The following is a 19,003-nucleotide window of genomic DNA, read 5'->3' as shown; positions in this document are numbered from 1 at the left end:
GTTATATAATTTCCACTTCAATAGGATCTTTTGCAAGATGATGATTTACCATTCGTTCAGCAGAAGTAAACTAATCCGTAAATTCTTTTTGATCGGCATAATTGTTTAGTATCGAAATTCCTTTTTGCAAAAGCAAGCTGTTCGGATAGATGATTTTTTCTCCATCTATAGTTTTCAAATACACATGAAAAGCCCCTATATCTTCAATTTGAGCTTCAATAGGAAAATCTTTGTCATGAATTTTTATTGTATCTCCAATTTTAAACGGAAAAGAAAAAAACAAAATAACTCCAGAGGTGATGTTGCTCAAAATAGACCATTGAGCAAACATAGCGACACCTACAACGGTGGTAATAGAGGAAAGTGCAATAATAATATCCTTTGTCTGAACGCCCCAAATTAGTATGACAGCTATAATTGCAAGAATATTTATAAATAAATGAATGTATTTGATGACTAAATTAGTTCGATGCTCCAGTTTTTGGTTTGATTTAGCATAGCTGCGTACTAATTTTGCAGCAATAATTCTCAAAAAAATCAACAGCAATCCCAGGATTCCTGTGGCCACCAGTTCTCTGGAATACTCGTGAAATATAAATGTATCCATAATGCAATCAGTCTAATTTAGTTAAGTAGTCATATACTTTATCCGTAGGCATTCCCATCACATTAGCATAGGAACCTTCAATTTTTGAAACGCCAATAAAACCGATCCATTCCTGAATACCATAAGCACCCGCTTTGTCATAGGGCTTGTAATTTTCTATATAGTAGCGAATGGATTCCTCACTCAACGTGTTAAAAGTGACTTTTGTTATTTCATGAAGCAGGACTACTTTTTCATTTGTCTTAAAGCAAACAGAAGTAATTACTTGGTGAGTAGCATTCGATAATGATTTCAAGATTTCAAAAGCATCCTGTTCGTCTTTTGGTTTGCCTAGCGCTTTGTTGTTGTACCAAACAATGGTGTCACTGGTGATTAGGATTTCATTGGACTGTAATTCACCGTCAAAAGCACTGGCTTTTAATTCAGCCAAATAGTTCGTGATTTCGTACGCTTTTAACTCAGGAGGATAAATTTCTTCGATTTCTTTCAATCGAATTTCAAAATCTAAGTCCAAATCTTTGAAAAATTGCTGCCGTCTTGGCGATCCTGAAGCCAGAATAAGGGTGTATTTTTTTAATTTATTTTTAAGCATTATATTTTATATTTAAACGAATAACAATAACGGATAAAATTCCTAAAAGAAGGATGCATTTTAACAATACACTCAAGATGTGGCACTCTCTTTTTGATTTTGCAGACCAAATTTTTAAAGTGAAATAAAACAACGGACCTACAACAAAAAACAACATATATAATGTTGCAAACAATAATTCTAACAGGTACCGATGGATATAATATACGATAAAAAATAGCGGAATCAAACTTAAGCCGGAAACTATTTTTGCCGTTCTGGATTTTCCAATTACAATAGGTAAGGTACTCATTCCTTGATTATAATCGCCATCTGTATCTTCTATATCTTTGACAATTTCCCGAAGCAGATTAATAACAAAAGCAAAAATAGCATAATCTATCAAGATAGAAAAAAACAAGCCCATTTGTTGCTGATTATTTATTGTTGTTGCAGGAAATAAATCGAAAACTCCAATGATAATCACACTAAAAGAAAGTAGTAAAGCCACAATGATATTACCAATAAGCATCATTTGTTTCAGACTGGTTGCATACAAATAAAGTGTTGCGGCAACCAAAATAAAAATAGAGGCAAAACCTGGTTTTCGTATGACATTCGACAAATAAAAACCAATCATTACCCCACTTGACGTAAGCCAAATATACAGATTATAGGCTTGAATTTCTGAAATGGTTTTGCCCACAATCACAGCATTTGGTTTATTGACGGTATCTGTTTTTTGGTCAAAGATATCATTGATCACATAGCCGCCTGCAGCGATCAAAGCAGTTGATAAAATTAATAATCCATACTGCCAATCCGATAACGCCAAAGAAATATTCTGAACGTGTAAAAAACCATACCTAAAAACAAATTGCATAAAAGCAAGCATTAGCAAGTTCTGGTATCGAATTAGTTTTAAAAAAGGAACCACAGATATTATTTTAAATTTATAATTTAACATTTAAAATAGTACTAATCATGCTTCCCGTCAAAATGTGCCATCCATTTCCCTTGTGCTTTCATGACTTGCTCGATGACATCTCTGGCCGCTCCTTTTCCTCCGTTTTTATGCGAAATATAACGGGAAATAGCTTTGATTTCCGGGCTAGCATCTTGGGGACAAGTGGGTAATGTGACTAACTGCATCACATGATAATCAGGAATATCATCGCCCATGTATAACACGTTTTCAGGTTTAATGTTGTAAAGTTCCACATATTCTTTAAAAGTTTCTACTTTGTCCGGCGTACCTAAATAGATGTCTGTAACCCCCAGATTTCGTAGCCTGACTCGAACCCCTTCATTGCTTCCGCCGGAAATAACACATACATTAAACCCGCTTTCTATAGCTGCTTTCATAGCATATCCATCTCTAATATTCATGGTGCGCAATATTTCTCCTTCATTAGTTACAAAAACAGAGCTGTCAGTTAGTACCCCATCGACATCAAAAATAAAAGTAGTGATCTCGTTCATTATTTCTTTATAACTTTTTGCCATTCTCTTGTATTGATTGTGTTAGTATTTTATAAATAGTCAGATGATTTTCATTTGATAAAAAAGCTTCGTGGGCTTCAATCGTTGAAGTGTCATTGCGTTTTGCAGGACCCGTTTGTGCCTCTTGCGGCGAAAGTACCATTATTTTTCGAACTGTTTCTGCAATTAAAGGTCTTAAGATTTCAAATGGAACCTGATGTTCCTGGCAGATTTCCTGACCTATTTGGTACAAATGATTGGTAAAATTGTTCACAAATACGGCCACCACATGCAAGGCTTTTCGTTGCTCAGAGTTGATTGCATAAACGGTTCCTGAAATTGATTTGGCCACTTTATCCAATAATTCATAATCAATCCCATTTTCGCTTTCTAAACAAATAGGAATGATATTGAAATCGACCACTTTGTTTTTGGTAAACGTTTGCAAAGGATAAAAAACGCCTCTTCGATTATTTTCGTCTAATGCATGCAAAGAAACACTCCCGGAAGTATGCACCACTAAGCGATTCTTGAAAGCTAGATTAGAGGAAACTTCAGCAATAGCATCATCAGAAACTGAAATGATATAGATGTCGGCTTCAACTAAAGTATTGAAATTATTAGTGACTTTTTCCAAGTCTATTAGGTGGGAAACACTTTTTATTTGTCTCGAATATACCTGAACCAATTCTATTTCTGTCCCTGGTCTATGAGGATTTTGAAATGCCGCAATTAAATGCTGTGCCACATTTCCGGAGCCAATAATAACTACTTTGATCATGGGGTAAAATTAGCAAAAAAAATATGAAGTGTATTATTCAATTTTCAGGAAGGTTACAAATAAAAACCAGCCTAAAAAAAAGTTTTTTAGCCTTCTTGAAAAAGACTTAATTTTAGTTTAAATTAACAAATGTAGGAATATAGAAGTCAACATTTTTAAGTACTTTTGTACCACTTTTATAAAACATAATCCCATAAAAATGGATAAAAAAATATTTTCTTTTTTGTTTTCTACACGATTAATGGCCTTTCTGTTTATTTCATATGCCGTTGCCATGGCCACAGGAACTTTTATCGAAAGTAAGTACAATACGGATACGGCAAAAATTTTAATTTATAATGCGTGGTGGTTTGAGGCTATTCACGTATTTTTTGTGATTAATTTCATCGGGAATATTAAGCGGTATCAACTCTTGAAGAAAGAAAAATGGGCTACTTTATTGTTGCATTTGTCTTTTATTCTTATCATTCTTGGTGCTTTTGTAACGCGATACATCAGTTATGAAGGAATGATGCCAATTCGTGAAGGGGCTGCTGAAAATCAGATATTTTCTGATAAAACCTACCTGACACTTTTTGTGGATGGCGAATTTAAAGGAGAAATGAAACGCCGGGTTTTTGAAAAACAGGTACTGCTTTCTCCTGCCACTAGTAATAATTTTAGCATTTCCGGTACTTTTGCTGATACCCCATTTGAAGTGGAATATGAAAATTTTATAATGGGAGCTAAAGAATATGTCAAACCTGATCCAAAAGGAATTTTGTATTTGAAATTAGTCGAAGCAGGAGATGGTAGTCGTCATGAACATTTCTTGAAAGAGGGCGAAGTACAAAATATTCATAATGTTTTATTTTCGCTAAATAAATTTACGGATGGTGCCATAAATATCAATACTACAGGAAACGCGTATACAATTCAAACACCTTTTGAAGGAGATTTTATGCGAATGGCAGATAAACTAAAAGGAAAAGTGACTAAGGATAGCGCGCAACCATTGATGATGCGTTCGTTATACACAATAGGTGAAATGCGATTTGTGCTTCCGGATCCTGCTGTAAAAGGGGTTATCGATTATGAATCTAATAATGATTTTAAAGCTAAAAATCATGAAGATGCACTAACAGTAAAAATAACGGCTGAGGGACAAGAAAAAACAGTAACCGTTTTAGGCTCCAAAGGTAAATTAGGAGATGTAAATTCAGTGAAAATTGGGAATATAGAGTACTCGGTTTTTTATGGAAGTAAGGCGTATGTTTTGCCTTTTAAAATTAAATTGAATGACTTTATTGCACAAAAATATCCAGGAACAGAGAAAAGTTATTCTTCATTTGAAAGTCAGGTTACTGTTGAGGATAAAGAACCTTTTGATGCCAGAATATATATGAACAATGTTTTGGATTATAAAGGATATCGCTTTTTTCAATCCGGTTTTGATCCTGATGAAAAAGGAACCATATTGTCTGTAAATCACGATTTTTGGGGAACAGCAATCACTTATGGTGGTTATTTCATGCTATATTTTGCCATGATGTCCATTATGTTTACTAAGTATTCTCGTTTTGCAGATATTAAGAGAAAATTAGAAGTGGTAAAAATTAAGAAAGCCAAATTGCTGACTATTTTAATCCTGCTATTTAGTTTCAACAGTTTTGCACAAGAACACGACCATGCGGATCACGAGGGACATGACCATGAACAAACCCAAACCGCACCAGAGACCCATTCCAATCATACTAAAAAGGTGTTCAGTCAGAATGAATTACAGGCGCTAATTACAAAATTTAAAGTTCCTGCTGAACATGCCTCAAAATTTGGACGATTGGTCATTCAGGATGCTGGTGGACGAATGAAACCTATCAATACTTTTTCTTCAGAATTGTTGCGAAAAGTAAGTCATGATGATACTTATAAAGGAATGAATTCAGATCAGGTATTTTTGTCTATGACACAATATGCGAGTTACTGGATTGAAATTCCTATTATTTATATCAAAAGTGGGAATGATAGTATTCGTAAAATTATAGGAATTGATAAGGAAGCTAAATTTGCTCCTTTCGTATCTTTCTTTGATGCAAAAGGAAATTACAAGCTTTCAAAATATTTAGAAGAAGCTTTTAAAGTTGCAAATCCTAACCAGTTCGAAAAAGATTTTATCGAAACGGATAAGAAAGTAAATCTGATGGAATCAGCTTTGAGCGGACGAATTTTAAAAATTTTCCCAATACCGGAGGATAAAAACAACAAATGGGTTTCTTATTTAGAGCTCAATGAAGCCGGTTTCAAAGGAATGGAAGCCACGTACACTAAAAATGTATTGCCTTTATATTTTGGATCTTTGGCAAGCGCTGCAGCATCCAATAATTATGCAGCATCCGATGAATTACTGGGGAGTATCAATGGTTTCCAAAAACGTTTTGGCAGCAAAGTGATGCCAAGCGAAGAAAAAATAACTTCGGAAGTATTGTATAACAAATATGATGTATTCAAAAAACTGCCGTATTTGTATATTTTCTCCTCTGTTTTGATGTTGTTCTTCACGATTTTACAAATCTTCAAAGAAAGAAAAGCATTAAATTATTTAGTCAATTTCATGCACATTGTCGTGATTGGATTATTTGCATTACACACCTTTGGTTTAATCGCCAGATGGTATATTTCTGGTCATGCACCATGGAGTAATGCGTATGAATCTATTATTTATGTAGCCTGGGCAACTATGTTTTTTGGTTTGGCTTTCGATAGAAAATCAAAGCTTACTGTGGCATCATCTGCCTTTGTAACCGCTATGATTTTAGCGGCAGCTTACATGAACTGGATTGACCCGGAAATTGCAAATTTACAACCGGTGCTGAACTCCTATTGGTTAATGATTCATGTGGCGGTAATTGTGGCCAGTTATGGACCGTTTGCGTTAGGAATGATTTTGGGGACGGTTTCATTATTGCTGATTTTGTTTACCAATGAAAAAAACAAAGCCAAAATGGATTTGAATATTCAAGAGATCACTTACATTAATGAATTAGCCTTAACGATAGGTTTGATAATGTTGACTATTGGAAACTTCCTTGGAGGACAATGGGCCAATGAAAGCTGGGGACGATACTGGGGCTGGGATCCAAAAGAAACTTGGGCATTAATCAGTATTATGGTCTATGCTTTTGTAATTCATGCCCGATTTGTTCCATCACTACGCGGGAAATGGGTATTCAATTTAATGAGTATGTTTGCTTTTATATCTATATTATTCACCTATTACGGTGTGAATTTTCATCTGGTAGGATTGCATTCCTATGCGAGTGGAGAAGCCCATTCCTTAAACTGGATTTGGTATTCACTGGCAGTAATAACATTATTTGGTGCTGTTTCCTATCCAAAATACAAGAAATATTATAAGAAATAAGTTGGATTATTTTCCAATAACAAATAGACTGTCTCAATATAAAAATGAGCCAGTCTCTTTTGATTGTATTTCTAAAAGAGAAAACCTACTAGTTCCTAAAATCGATTTCACTCTCGAGAAGATGAAGTTGTAAAAAAAGTAAAAAGCAGCTCATGGAGTTGCTTTTTTGCATAAACAACCAAAACGGCTTGCATACAGGACAAAATGTATGGATATAATGGTTGTGTCTGTCGTGTTGGAAGGGGATGGTGTCGTGAATAAAGTATTTGATTGGAAATAAGAAAAGCATGCATTATAAGTCGCTTTGAGTTGGTCATTTAGCATGTGATTTTCCTTCTTATGCATAAAATCAGCATAGGTAGTTGGGTATGGAATAGGAGTTTATTTCTCCCGGAATAAATTTTGTTCTTCGTATTCTATGGTTTGATAGTAGTTTGATGAGATGCCTTAAAAGTGGTTTTTTTGAACCGCCATGCAATTATATTAATACAACCTAAAAATAGGTAAATCAATTAAATAAAAAAAGTCCATTTGTCATTTTTTTATATAAAAAAGAGGCTGTCTTTTTGAGACAGCCTCTATAATTTCAATTTAAATATGTAATTACGGTCTTTGTTTTTTCATTTCTTTTTCAATCATTTCGTAGAATTGATCAATTTTTGGTAAAACAACAATACGAGTTCTTCTGTTACGAGATCTGTTTTCAGCCGAATCATTTGCAACTAAAGGAATATATGAACTTCTTCCTGCCGCTATTAATTGCTCTGGTTTAACACCCAATTGATTCGTTAAAACACGAATAATAGAAGTAGAACGTTTCACACTTAAATCCCAGTTGTCAAGTATCACACCGGAACCATTGTAAGGAACATTATCAGTATGTCCTTCAACCATACATTCAAAATCGGGTTTATCATTGACCACTTTGGCAACTTTAGCCAAAACCATTTTGGCTCTATCAGTCACTTCATAACTTCCGCTTTTAAACAATAGTTTGTCAGCTATAGAGATAAATACAACTCCTTTTTCTACATTTATTTCGATATCCGGATCAGAGATTCCTACTGAACTTTTTAAACTAGTAACTAACGCAAGTGTTACACTGTCTTTTTTAGTTAAAGCATCTTGCATTCTACTAATTTTCAAATCTTTCTCTTTGATAGATTCTAACGCTTTTTCAATATTTTCAGCTCCTTTAGTAGACAGAATAGTCATGTCTCTAGAAGTACTGATTAAACCTTGATTTTGGTCTTTTAAACCACTCACGGTAGCAATAAGACCCGCTTTTTCTTCTAAGCAAGAATTTAATTTCACAGTTGCTGTATTTAATAAATCCTGAGTTTCTTTGTTTCTAGCTTCTAAATCAGTGTATTTCTTTTTTGATACACATGAGGATAGTACAGCTAAAACAGATAAGGCAATTACTATTTTTTTCATAAATTGTTTAGTTTTAGTTTTAATGTTAATTACAAATTTAACTTTTTTATATTTATTTTATTCCAAATAAATCGTTAAAAACAACGATATTCCTGATAAAATAAATGTAAACGATACTTTTTGTAGTATAGTATTTTTGTTTTTGAAATTTTGCTCTTTTTTTGCATTGTGATGAAAATAGGCTGTAAAAGGACCCGTGGGCTTTTAGTATTGCGAAAAAATGTTTGAACTTTCCTTTGAAAATAAATTGTAAACCTGCAATTCCGTCTAACACCATTCGGATTAAAAGTATCCAAAATAATTGATTTTTTGGGATATTTTTGGTTAGCATTAACAATGAATTTCTAAAGTTCAAAAAAGTTTTTTTGGAATTCCCTTGTTGCAAAGTAGCCCCGCCAACATGGTAAACAACGGACTCATAATTGTATTTTATTTTATACCCTTTGTTGAAAGCACGCCAACATAAATCAATCTCTTCTTGATGTGCAAAAAAATCGCCGTCAAAGCCATTTAATTCCTTATAAACAGAACTTCGGATAAAAAAACAAGCTCCGGAAGCCCAAAATATTTCTCGGTTGTCATCATACTGACCACAGTCTTTTTCTACGGTGTCAAAAATTCGTCCTCGACAATACGGATATCCAAATTTATCAATGAATCCACCGGCAGCACCAGCGTATTCAAAATATTCTTTGCGTTTGAAATCTAATATTTTAGGCTGAATAATGGCAGTTTCAGGTTCTTTTCTAAAAGTTTTAAGTATCGGTTGCAACCAATTTTCAGTCACTTCAATGTCAGAATTCACCAAGGCAAATAGTGTAGCATCTATGTGTTTTAAGGCTTCATTGTAGCCACTGGCAAAACCCAGATTGCTTTCGTTTTTAACAATTTTAACCAAAGGAAAAAAAGCTTTTATATAAGAAATCGAATCATCTGTAGAGGCATTGTCAGCCACATAAATGGTAGCTTCCGGTGAATATTTAACCACAGACGGCAAAAATTTTTCTAATAATAAAATTCCATTCCAATTCAGGATGACAACAGCTACTTTCATTCAGATTTTTAGATTTTCAGATTTTTCGACATTTTAGACCATTACAATCTAAGAAGTTTAATATTCTAACTATTATAATTTGGTAGATTCTCTAGAAAAGCATATCTCTCGTTTTCAAAATCCATTTGGCAAAAGTAATGATTCAATCCATTAGTCACCATTAAAAATTCAGACTTTAGTGTCATATTATATCTTGCAATTTGGTCGAAAGTCGCTTGGGTAATTTTTACTTCAGGCGCTTTGCATTCGATTAAAATAAAAATAGAACCATCCGGATTAAAAACCACAACATCGTATCTTTTGCGCAAGCCATTGACTTTAAGTACTTTTTCAACATTAATCAATGATTTTGGGTATTTTTTTTCTTCCAATAAAAATTGAACTACATGCTGGCGAACCCATTCTTCGGGAGTAAGAATGATGAATTTTTTCCTGATTGCATCAAAAATAGAAACTTTATTTTCGCTATTTTTGAACCGAAAAGTATAGGAAGAAAAATTTAATTGCTGCATGAAGCAAAAATAGTTATTTTGTTTAAAATTTAAGGTGTAAAGTTTCATACGATTCAACAAACTTTAAACTTTAAACTTCAAACAAAAAAGAAAATGGATGAAGTATTAAAAATTGTAAATGATATAAAAAACGGAACCATCAGGCCCCTCTATTTTTTGATGGGAGAAGAGCCATATTATATTGATAAATTAGCGACTTATATTGAGGATAAAATATTAACAGAAGAAGAAAAAGGATTCAATCAGACCGTTTTATACGGAAGGGATGTTACGATAGAAGATATTATCTCGACCGCAAAACGCTATCCAATGATGGCGGAACGACAGGTGGTAATTGTCAAAGAAGCACAGGATTTGATTCGCACGATAGACAAACTGGAGAGCTACGCTGAGAATCCAATGGCAACAACCGTTTTAGTTTTTTGTTACAAATACAAAACGCTAGACAAACGTAAAAAACTAACCAAGTTATTGACTAAAAATGGAGTGGTTTATGAAAGTAAAAAACTGTATGAAAACCAAGTTGGGGACTGGATTAAACGTGTTTTAGCAGGTAAAAAGTATGCTATAGAGCCTAAAGCCAGTGCCATGCTAGTGGAATTTCTAGGAACGGATCTAAGTAAAATAAACAATGAACTCGAAAAATTACAAATTATTTTACCAGCGGGAAGTACCATAACTCCTAAACATATTGAGGAAAATATAGGGTTTAGCAAAGATTTTAATGTATTTGAATTGCGAAAAGCAATTGGCGAACGCAACCAATTAAAGGCGTATACGATTGCTGAAAACTTTGCCCAGAATCCAAAAGATAATCCAATGGTGGTGACTACCAGTTTGGTTTTTGGATTTTTTATCCAATTACTAAAATACCATGGTTTGAAAGACAGAAATCCTAAAAATGTAGCTGCCGTATTAAGCGTGAATCCGTTTTTTTTGAAAGAATATGATGTGGCTTTGAAAAACTATCCCATGAAAAAAGTGAGTCAGATTGTTGGTGCTTTAAGAGATATTGATGTCAAAAGCAAGGGTGTTGGCGCCAATGCAATGTCGCATTCTGATTTGTTACGAGAAATGCTTTATAAAATATTTAATTAAAGGACAAAAATTTCCGATATTTGCACTCCCGAAACTTCGGGTTATTAAAAATAAATACCACAATTATGGGAATGAATAAAAATACTATTTTAGGTTGGGCTACTTTGATAATGATTGTAATGGGTTTATTGCTTATCGCATTAGGCGCTTTTAAATATGATGACGTAGCAGGCTGGGGATTTGCAGCTGTAGGTGTTGGCTTTTTGGCTAATGCTTGGGTGTTTAGTTCACTTAAAGGCAGACTTTAGTAGTTATTCTTAATGTAGATATGAGACTTAAGAGCAAATAGATAATATAATTTTAAATTAAAAAAATAGAGATGGCAGACGATAAAAAAGTGATATTCTCAATGTCAAAATTGAGTAAAACCTATCAAGGAGCAGATAAACCAGTACTTAAAAACATCTATTTGAGTTTCTTTTATGGAGCTAAGATTGGTATTTTGGGTTTAAATGGTTCCGGAAAATCTTCTTTATTAAAAATTATTGCCGGTGTTGATAAAAACTACCAAGGAGATGTAGTGTTTGCACCGGGTTATACGGTAGGGTATTTAGAACAAGAACCTATTTTAGATGATACTAAAACGGTTATTGAAATTGTAAGAGAAGGAGTTGCTGAAACAATGGCAGTTTTAGAAGAATTCAATAAAATCAATGATAGTTTTGGTTTGCCGGAAGTCTATGAAAATGCCGATAAAATGGAGCAATTGATGGATCGTCAAGCACTTTTACAAGACAAAATTGATGCATTGGGAGCGTGGGAAATCGATACTAAACTGGAAATTGCCATGGATGCTTTGCGTACTCCGGAAGGCGATACGCCAATTAAGAATTTATCTGGTGGTGAGCGTCGTCGTGTCGCTTTATGTCGCTTGTTGTTGCAACAACCTGATGTATTGCTTTTGGATGAGCCTACGAATCACTTGGATGCCGAAAGTGTACTTTGGTTAGAACAACATTTAGCACAATATGCCGGAACTGTAATTGCAGTAACGCACGATAGATACTTCTTGGATAATGTGGCCGGTTGGATTCTGGAATTGGACAGAGGGGAAGGAATTCCTTGGAAAGGGAACTATTCTTCTTGGTTAGACCAAAAATCAAGCCGTATGGCATTAGAAGAAAAAGTAGCTTCAAAACGCAGAAAAAACTTAGAACGTGAGTTGGATTGGGTTCGTCAAGGTGCCAAAGGGCGTCAAACAAAACAAAAAGCGCGTTTGCAGAACTACGATAAATTACTGAATGAAGACCAAAAACAATTAGATGAAAATCTGGAAATTTATATTCCAAATGGACCACGTTTAGGGACGAATGTAATTGAAGCCAAAAATGTTGCTAAAGCTTATGGAGATAAATTATTGTATGATAATTTAAATTTTACGTTGCCACAAGCAGGAATTGTTGGGATTATCGGACCCAATGGGGCTGGTAAATCAACTATCTTCAAAATGATAATGGGCGAAGAGAAGCCAGATGCAGGGGAATTTTTAATTGGGGATACCGTAAAAATTGCTTACGTAGATCAAGCGCACTCCAATATAGATCCTAATAAATCGATTTGGGAAAACTTTGCTGACGGTCAGGAATTGATAATGATGGGCGGAAAACAAGTAAATTCAAGAGCATATTTGTCACGATTTAATTTTGGTGGTGGAGAACAAAATAAGAAAGTTTCTATGCTTTCCGGTGGAGAACGTAACCGTTTGCATCTAGCAATGACTTTGAAAGAAGAAGGAAACGTACTTTTGCTGGATGAGCCTACGAATGATTTGGACATCAATACACTTCGTGCATTAGAAGAAGGTTTGGAGAGTTTTGCCGGTTGTGCGGTTGTTATTTCTCACGACAGATGGTTCTTAGATAGGATTTGTACACACATTCTAGCTTTTGAAGGAAACTCTGAAGTATATTGTTTTGAAGGTGGCTTCTCTGAATATGAAGAAAATAAAAAGAAACGTTTGGGTGGTGATTTAACACCAAAACGATTGAAATACAGAAAGTTAATTAGAAGTTAGTCTTTCTGAAATTTGTTAATAACAGCAAGAGGATGACTAATAGACATCCTCTTTTTTTATTCTGTAATTTTTGTTCTGTCGGAACTCATCATAATGAAAACTGCTAAAAAATTTCTACGTTGACTAAACCAAATTTGACAACCATTATAAAAGTTCCGTTATCCCAAGAAAAAAGTGTAGTGTCTTTCTTGATCCATTTATTTTAAGTTGGTTCAAATTCAGGCTTCTCATAAAATAAAAGGCATGATAATTATTATAATTGGTCTTTTAGTCTAAAAACTTAGCCTCTAACTCTTTTGTGGGAATCATACAACTTTCCTTTTTTCCAAACCATTTGTATCGATTTACAGCGATATAATCATAAATGTAATTATTGAACGATGTGGGGAATATCGAAAATATAGTGACGAAATAAAATAGTCCGCCTAGGTTTTTAGCTATTGCTAAAGCAGCTTCTGATTTATAATAATAAGCAAAACCAGGCTGATACAGAATAATACTATCTGTTTTTTGTGTATTAACTCCCAAATGTTTGATGATTTTTTGACCCAAATCAGATTGTAAGGCGACAAATCGGAAAATATCTTTAGTATCATGCTTAATAATCACTTGCACCGCCGAATCACACAGATTACAAACGCCGTCAAAGAGAATTATTTTTTTGTCTTTAGGAATATTGAGCATAATTTAAATTTTATAATTCAACTAGATTGAAATTTCTGCTTCATCAAAATGATGAAATACGTGATGAGACTGCAAACTGAATACTGGTTACTTCTTCCCCGCTTCAACAAACTCCAGCGCTTCCAAACTGACTTTTGAAGTAAATACGCCGTAGTTCACTGTTACTTTGTTTTTTTCAATAGAATCGATGGTTCCTACTGCTTTTCCATCAAGCATTCGCACTCGATCGCCTACTTTTAAGGTTGGTTTTGGTTTTTCAACCACGATTTTTAATTTCTTTTCTTTCTTTTCTTTTCTTATTTCCTCCACTTGAACCGTAACTTCTTGAATGACTTCTTTTTTCTTTTCTATCAGTGCTTTAGTTTCTTTAACAGTTACTTTTTTGCGTTTTGAATTTTCTATTTCAATAATTTTAAGAAATTCACCAAGCAATTCTTTCTTATTTTTATTATTGAAATATTTCTCTGAAATGTCTTCAATTTTTTGTCCAATGTAAATCGTTTTCTGATTGCTGTCGTATAATTCCTGATAGCTTTCTAGTTTTTGTTTGATTTTTACATTGATAGTCTCCATTTTCTTGCCTTCTTCACGCGCTTTTGTTTCTTCTTCTTTGAGGGTTTGCGATGTTTTTTCCATCTTTGAACGCTCTTTTTGAAGTGTGGCAATCGTTTTATCAAAGCGTACTTTTCCAACTTCAATTTTCTTTTTGGCCCGATTGATTAAGCTGAAAGGAATTCCGTTTTTCAGAGCGACTTCAAAGGTAAATGAACTTCCGGCTTGACCTAATGCCAATTTATACATAGGCTCTAATGATTTTTCATCAAAAAGCATGTTGGCATTGGTAGCAAAAGGCAATTCGTTAGCCAGAATTTTTAGATTTGAATAATGAGTGGTAATAATCCCAAAAGCTTCCCGATGGTAGAACTCTTCTAAGAAAATTTCGGCTAAAGCACCTCCCAATTCAGGATCTGAACCCGTACCAAATTCATCAATAAGAAACATAGTTTTTCTATTACACTTCTTCAGGAAATAGTTCATGTTCTTTAATCGGTAACTGTATGTACTTAAGTGATTTTCAATAGATTGATTGTCTCCGATATCTGTTAAAATTCTATCAAATAAAAATGTTTCACTGCGTTCATGAACGGGAATTAACATACCGGATTGTAGCATCAGTTGCAATAATCCAACGGTTTTCAAGGAGATAGTTTTTCCTCCTGCGTTGGGTCCGGAAATTACAATAATTCTACTTTCCTGACTGAGTTCAATAGTTTGCGGGTGTGTAATTTCGTTTTTCTGTTTATTATTCAAATATAAAATAGGATGGTACGCATCTCTAAAATAAACACGACGTTCCTCAGTAATTGTTGGCAAAATTCCGTTGATTTTATTAGCATATTTTGCCTTTGCGGCAATTACATCAATATCACTCAAGAAATCCTGATATTCAATCAATAACTGTAAAAAAGGACGAATATAATTAGATAACTGTTTTAAAATTCGGGTGATTTCTTCTTTTTCTTCATATTCTAAATTACTCAATTCACGAGAATATTGTAAGGTAGCTTCCGGTTCAATATAAGCAATACTTCCAGTCTTGGAACTGCCCAGAATGGATCCTTTTACTTTGCGACGGTACATGGCTAAAACGGCCAAAACACGTCTGTTTTGTACAAAACTTTCTTTTATATCGTCTAAATATCCTAATGAGTTATATTGTGTCAGTGCTGTGCCAAAACTTTGATTCACTTTCCCGCGAACCGCATTCATGTTCCTACGGATATTCAATAAATCCGGGGATGCATTGTCTTTTATTTCACCATATTTGTCAACTACTTCATCGACCATCGTGATAATTTCTTTAGTCAGTTCAACTTGGTTTGCTCTTGCGTTTAAATTTGGATAATAATCTTCGAATTTTCTCAAAAAACTCAATAGGAAATTTACCGTTGATGAAATGGTAGCGATTTTTCTAAAACTGCCCACTTCCAAGAAACTGTCTTCAATGGCCAGAAATTTTATCTCATACGTGATGGCATCAAAACCATGATTTGGAATGGCATTGTTATTTTGGAAAGACGAAACATATTCCGATGTTTGCATTAATGCCTGTACCAACGTTTCCTTGTCTTTAAATGGAGTGATTTCTAATGCTTTTTGTTTTCCAATGTCAGTATTACAAATGGTCGAAATGGTTTCGAGAACAGTTGGAAATTGTAAATCTTGTAATGTTTTTTCGGTGATGGATATCATTTTATAATCTAAGTTGTAAAGGTTCAAAGTTACAAAGATTCAAAGTGAAATGCATTAATTTTTTTAGCGTACTTTGCGAAAAACTTTGCGAACTTTACGGCAAAATAAATTACATGCAAATTAACCTCAATCCCTCTTGGAAAACCATTTTATCAGACGAAATCAAGAAACCCTATTTTCAGGAATTAATGGGAACTGTTGATGAGGAATATAAAAATCATACTTGTTATCCTCCCAAAGAATTGATTTTTGCAGCGTTTAATTATTGCAGTTTCAAAGATGTAAAGATTGTTATCATTGGTCAAGATCCGTATCATGGTAAAGGCGAAGCGAATGGTTTGTGTTTCTCTGTGAATGACGGCATCCGAATTCCGCCGTCGTTACGCAATATTTTTCGCGAAATGAGTGATGATTTAGGGACTGTTTTTATGCCTGCTGCCGGTAATTTAGAAGCTTGGGCAAAGCAAGGTGTTTTATTGTTGAATGCCTCGCTGACCGTGAGAGAAGACAGCCCAAATAGCCATAAACACTTGAAATGGAATGTTTTTACGGATGCAGTTATCCAAAAAATTTCGGAAGAAAAAGAGCATGTTGTTTTCTTACTTTGGGGAAATTTCGCCCATAAAAAAGGACTTAAAATCGACCGAAATAAACATTTGGTTTTTGAATCCGGACATCCTTCGCCTATGAGTGCAAATCAGGGAAAATGGTTCGGGAATAAACATTTTAGTAAAACAAATTCTTATTTGAAAAGAAATGGTTTAGAGCCAATAGAATGGTAGTAGTCTTTTAAACTATTCTTAAATTATATTTTTCTGAACCATTAAGAAATTAAGGATTTAAAACTTAATTTTCTAAATTTTTTAATGGTTTAAAAGATTTTAATGGTACTGGTTTTAGAATTTGTTTTTGTTTGTATAAAAGAGTAATTATTTTTTTATTATATCTTCCAGAACGGCTCTGTCAGCATAATTAATTACTTTCAAAGTAACTTCTTGGTTTTTGATTGTTTTACCTTCTATAAAGTAGAGTTTTCCTTTCTTAAGATCAATATTACTTTGGTCAAAATCAACATCTCCAAATTGCAATGTATTTTTTATATCGGCAGTATCAATCCATTTTTCAGCTAAAATAAGAGAAGCTTTATCGGAATAATAAAAGGGTTTGTTTCTTAAATCATTTAGTACTCTTGCGTTTGGAAAATAATTGCAGCGGGTGTCTTTGCCGCTGAAAACTAACGCTACAAAAAACAGTCCTATAACTAAACCTACAAGATAATAGGCAAAACGATGTATAAACTTCATGAATTATATTTTTGGCAAAGGTAGCAGAAAGTTTTCTTAAAAAACAATTAAATTAATGTCGTTATTGGGTAAGTCAAACCAGTCACTAATAGCATTGTTTGTGAGGATTCCGTGGTACATATAGACGCCATTTTTTAACCCTTTATCACAACGTATAGCACTCTCAATACCACCATCCTCAGCAATTTTCATTAGGTAAGGCGATATTATATTACTTATGGAAAGCGAAGCGGTTTTAGAATAGCGGGACGGAATATTGGGTACGCAATAATGCAATACATTGTTTTTGATAAACGTTGGTTTTTCATGGGATGTCACTTCTGAAGTTTCAAAACATCCTCCGGTATCAATGCTTACATCTACGATTACGGCGCCAATTTTCATGTGTTCTACCATGGTTTCTGTCACTATCACGGGACAACGATCTTTCCCTCGCATGGCACCAATGGCTACATCACACCTTCTCAATGCTTTTAGCAAAGCTTTTGGTTGTATGGTAGAAGTAAAGATTCGTTGGTTCAGATTATTCTGCAAACGACGTAGTTTGGTGATAGAATTATCAAAAACTTTGACATTGGCTCCTAATCCTATAGCGGTTTTGGCAGCAAATTCCCCCACCGTTCCTGCACCTAGAATGACCACATCAGTAGGAGGGACTCCGGTAATGTTACCGAATAATAGTCCTTTTCCAAATTCATTAGTAATCATCAATTCGGCAGCAATTAGGATAGAAGCAGTTCCTGCTATCTCGCTCAGGGATTTTACTGCAGGATAGGTTCCGTCTTCGTCTTTGATGTATTCAAAAGCCAATGCGGTAATTTTCTTTTTGGTTAAAGCCTCAAAATAGTTTTTTTTACGCGTTTTTAATTGGATGGCTGACAACAGAATGGTTTGCGGATTCATCATTTCAATTTCGGTAAGTGTGGCAGGTTCCACCTTCAAAATCATAGGACAACTGAATACTTTTTTGGTGTCATTTGTGATTTCGGCACCTGCATCACTATATTCTTTGTCGGTATAACTCGAACTCAATCCCGCACCCGCTTCAATCATTACGCGATGTCCGTGATACGTAATTGAAGTAACAGCATCTGGTGTAAGACAAATCCGGCGTTCCTGATAACTCGTTTCCTTGGGAATACCAATAAAAAGTTCACTTTTTTGTCTTGCAATTTCCAGTTTTTCCTCCTGAGGTAAAAGCTGTTGTTTTGTGAATGGTGTTATAGTTATTGACATTGATGTTGTTAAATTAAGGGTACAATTTACGTAAAAAGTTTTATAAACGATACGAATTCAATCTTGATAAATTCGTTTATAAGACAACTAAATCTCAGTGAATGATTCTTTCCATTTTTATATCGGCTCGCTCATAAACGCCATCTTCTAACAGTACTTCTACGAAATCAAATTTTTTATACAAATGAATAGCCGATAGTAATTTCCGGTTCGAATATAAAATCAGTTTCTCCATTCCTTTTGTTTCGGCAACAGCAAGGCAATGCAGCATTAATTTTTTGCCAACTCCCAGTCCTTGTGCGCTAACAGTAACAGCCATTTTACTTAGTTCAAAAGTGGCATTATCAATTTTCATTAAGGAAACTGTTCCTACTATGGTATTCTTGTATTTTGCATAAAAAATCATTCCGCCTTTGTCAATTATCTGACCTTGCGGATCCGAAAGTATTTTTTCATCTTTGGGTTCAACCCAAAAATGTTTTTGTAACCATTCCAGATTTAATGTTTTTATCGCTTCTTTGAAAGCAGGGGCAAATGGTATTATTTCAACGGTATTATCTACACTCATAT

The 19,003-nt window shown here is 34.2% G+C and carries 18 protein-coding genes; 5 read left to right on the top strand and 13 right to left on the bottom strand.

What is annotated here, in order from left to right:
* Positions 1-70: 70 nt before the first annotated feature.
* From EKL97_RS11485 to EKL97_RS11465, 5 genes are all read right to left on the bottom strand, one after another.
* Positions 71-607, bottom strand: a complete 537-nt coding sequence (locus EKL97_RS11485) for a mechanosensitive ion channel domain-containing protein (RefSeq protein WP_126459381.1) — start codon at positions 605-607, stop codon at positions 71-73.
* A 7-nt stretch (positions 608-614) separates the two neighbouring features.
* Positions 615-1,199 (bottom strand): Maf-like protein, encoded by a 585-nt coding sequence (locus EKL97_RS11480; protein ID WP_126553376.1) that lies wholly within the window; start codon positions 1,197-1,199, stop codon positions 615-617.
* Positions 1,192-2,061 carry a geranylgeranylglycerol-phosphate geranylgeranyltransferase gene (locus EKL97_RS11475; RefSeq protein WP_233588580.1) on the bottom strand — a complete coding sequence of 290 codons (870 nt, stop codon included), beginning with the start codon at positions 2,059-2,061 and terminating at the stop codon, positions 1,192-1,194. The genes EKL97_RS11480 and EKL97_RS11475 overlap by 8 nt, the downstream gene beginning before the upstream one ends.
* Before the next feature lie 95 nt (positions 2,062-2,156).
* Complete coding sequence (locus EKL97_RS11470; RefSeq protein WP_126459389.1) at positions 2,157-2,684, bottom strand: KdsC family phosphatase; 528 nt, start codon at positions 2,682-2,684, stop codon at positions 2,157-2,159.
* Positions 2,668-3,441 (bottom strand): Rossmann-like and DUF2520 domain-containing protein, encoded by a 774-nt coding sequence (locus EKL97_RS11465; RefSeq protein ID WP_126561537.1) that lies wholly within the window; start codon positions 3,439-3,441, stop codon positions 2,668-2,670. The genes EKL97_RS11470 and EKL97_RS11465 overlap by 17 nt, the downstream gene beginning before the upstream one ends.
* A 199-nt stretch (positions 3,442-3,640) precedes the next feature.
* On the opposite strand from EKL97_RS11465, the gene ccsA reads away from it, so the two are divergent.
* Entirely contained in the window at positions 3,641-6,841 is a 3,201-nt protein-coding gene (gene ccsA, locus EKL97_RS11460) for a cytochrome c biogenesis protein CcsA (protein ID WP_126561538.1), read from the top strand.
* A 603-nt stretch (positions 6,842-7,444) separates the two neighbouring features.
* Here the strand turns inward: ccsA and EKL97_RS11455 are convergent.
* The 3 genes from EKL97_RS11455 to EKL97_RS11445 form a co-directional block, all read right to left on the bottom strand.
* Positions 7,445-8,278 (bottom strand): flagellar motor protein MotB, encoded by an 834-nt coding sequence (locus tag EKL97_RS11455; RefSeq protein ID WP_126459398.1) that lies wholly within the window; start codon positions 8,276-8,278, stop codon positions 7,445-7,447.
* Positions 8,279-8,330: 52 nt separating this feature from the next.
* Complete coding sequence (locus EKL97_RS11450) at positions 8,331-9,332, bottom strand: glycosyltransferase family 2 protein (RefSeq protein WP_126451519.1); 1,002 nt, start codon at positions 9,330-9,332, stop codon at positions 8,331-8,333.
* Between the two features lie 65 nt (positions 9,333-9,397).
* Positions 9,398-9,844 (bottom strand): type I restriction enzyme HsdR N-terminal domain-containing protein, encoded by a 447-nt coding sequence (locus EKL97_RS11445; RefSeq protein WP_126459401.1) that lies wholly within the window; start codon positions 9,842-9,844, stop codon positions 9,398-9,400.
* Between the two features lie 93 nt (positions 9,845-9,937).
* On the opposite strand from EKL97_RS11445, the gene holA reads away from it, so the two are divergent.
* The 3 genes from holA to ettA all read left to right on the top strand — a co-directional run bounded on the left by holA (position 9,938) and on the right by ettA (position 12,956).
* A complete protein-coding gene (gene holA, locus EKL97_RS11440; protein ID WP_126459404.1) occupies positions 9,938-10,942 on the top strand; it encodes a DNA polymerase III subunit delta in 1,005 nt (334 codons plus the stop codon).
* Positions 10,943-11,007: 65 nt separating this feature from the next.
* Entirely contained in the window at positions 11,008-11,190 is a 183-nt protein-coding gene (locus EKL97_RS11435; protein WP_126459407.1) for a CAL67264 family membrane protein, read from the top strand.
* A 71-nt stretch (positions 11,191-11,261) separates the two neighbouring features.
* The gene (ettA, locus tag EKL97_RS11430; protein WP_126459410.1) at positions 11,262-12,956 is read left to right on the top strand and encodes an energy-dependent translational throttle protein EttA; all 1,695 of its coding nucleotides are present in this window, start codon (positions 11,262-11,264) and stop codon (positions 12,954-12,956) included.
* Positions 12,957-13,223: 267 nt separating this feature from the next.
* Here the strand turns inward: ettA and EKL97_RS11425 are convergent, their stop codons facing one another.
* Together EKL97_RS11425 and EKL97_RS11420 are read right to left on the bottom strand one after the other, a co-directional pair.
* The gene (locus EKL97_RS11425; protein WP_126568914.1) at positions 13,224-13,640 is read right to left on the bottom strand and encodes a thiol-disulfide oxidoreductase DCC family protein; all 417 of its coding nucleotides are present in this window, start codon (positions 13,638-13,640) and stop codon (positions 13,224-13,226) included.
* Between the two features lie 87 nt (positions 13,641-13,727).
* On the bottom strand, positions 13,728-15,893 hold the full coding sequence (locus EKL97_RS11420) for an endonuclease MutS2 (RefSeq protein WP_126563714.1): 2,166 nt from the start codon (positions 15,891-15,893) through the stop codon (positions 13,728-13,730).
* A gap of 113 nt (positions 15,894-16,006) precedes the next feature.
* On the opposite strand from EKL97_RS11420, the gene ung reads away from it, so the two are divergent.
* Positions 16,007-16,675, top strand: coding sequence for a uracil-DNA glycosylase (gene ung, locus EKL97_RS11415; protein WP_126568913.1), 669 nt, complete (start codon positions 16,007-16,009; stop codon positions 16,673-16,675).
* Positions 16,676-16,822: 147 nt separating this feature from the next.
* Here ung and EKL97_RS11410 read toward each other — a convergent pair whose 3' ends face one another.
* The 3 genes from EKL97_RS11410 to EKL97_RS11400 all read right to left on the bottom strand — a co-directional run bounded on the left by EKL97_RS11410 (position 16,823) and on the right by EKL97_RS11400 (position 19,001).
* Positions 16,823-17,197: a DUF4258 domain-containing protein gene (locus tag EKL97_RS11410; protein WP_126568912.1), complete on the bottom strand. Its 375-nt coding sequence runs from the start codon at positions 17,195-17,197 to the stop codon at positions 16,823-16,825.
* A gap of 36 nt (positions 17,198-17,233) precedes the next feature.
* Positions 17,234-18,433, bottom strand: coding sequence for an alanine dehydrogenase (locus EKL97_RS11405; RefSeq protein ID WP_197037185.1), 1,200 nt, complete (start codon positions 18,431-18,433; stop codon positions 17,234-17,236).
* A 94-nt stretch (positions 18,434-18,527) separates the two neighbouring features.
* Positions 18,528-19,001: a GNAT family N-acetyltransferase gene (locus EKL97_RS11400; protein ID WP_126568911.1), complete on the bottom strand. Its 474-nt coding sequence runs from the start codon at positions 18,999-19,001 to the stop codon at positions 18,528-18,530.
* Between the last annotated feature and the right edge of the window lie 2 nt (positions 19,002-19,003).

Origin of the sequence: Flavobacterium sp. LS1P28 (genome assembly GCF_003970335.1) — a bacterium.
GTDB lineage: Bacteria > Bacteroidota > Bacteroidia > Flavobacteriales > Flavobacteriaceae > Flavobacterium.
The sequence above is the reverse complement of the archived record's forward strand: the minus strand, read 5'-3'. Positions and strand labels throughout refer to the sequence as shown.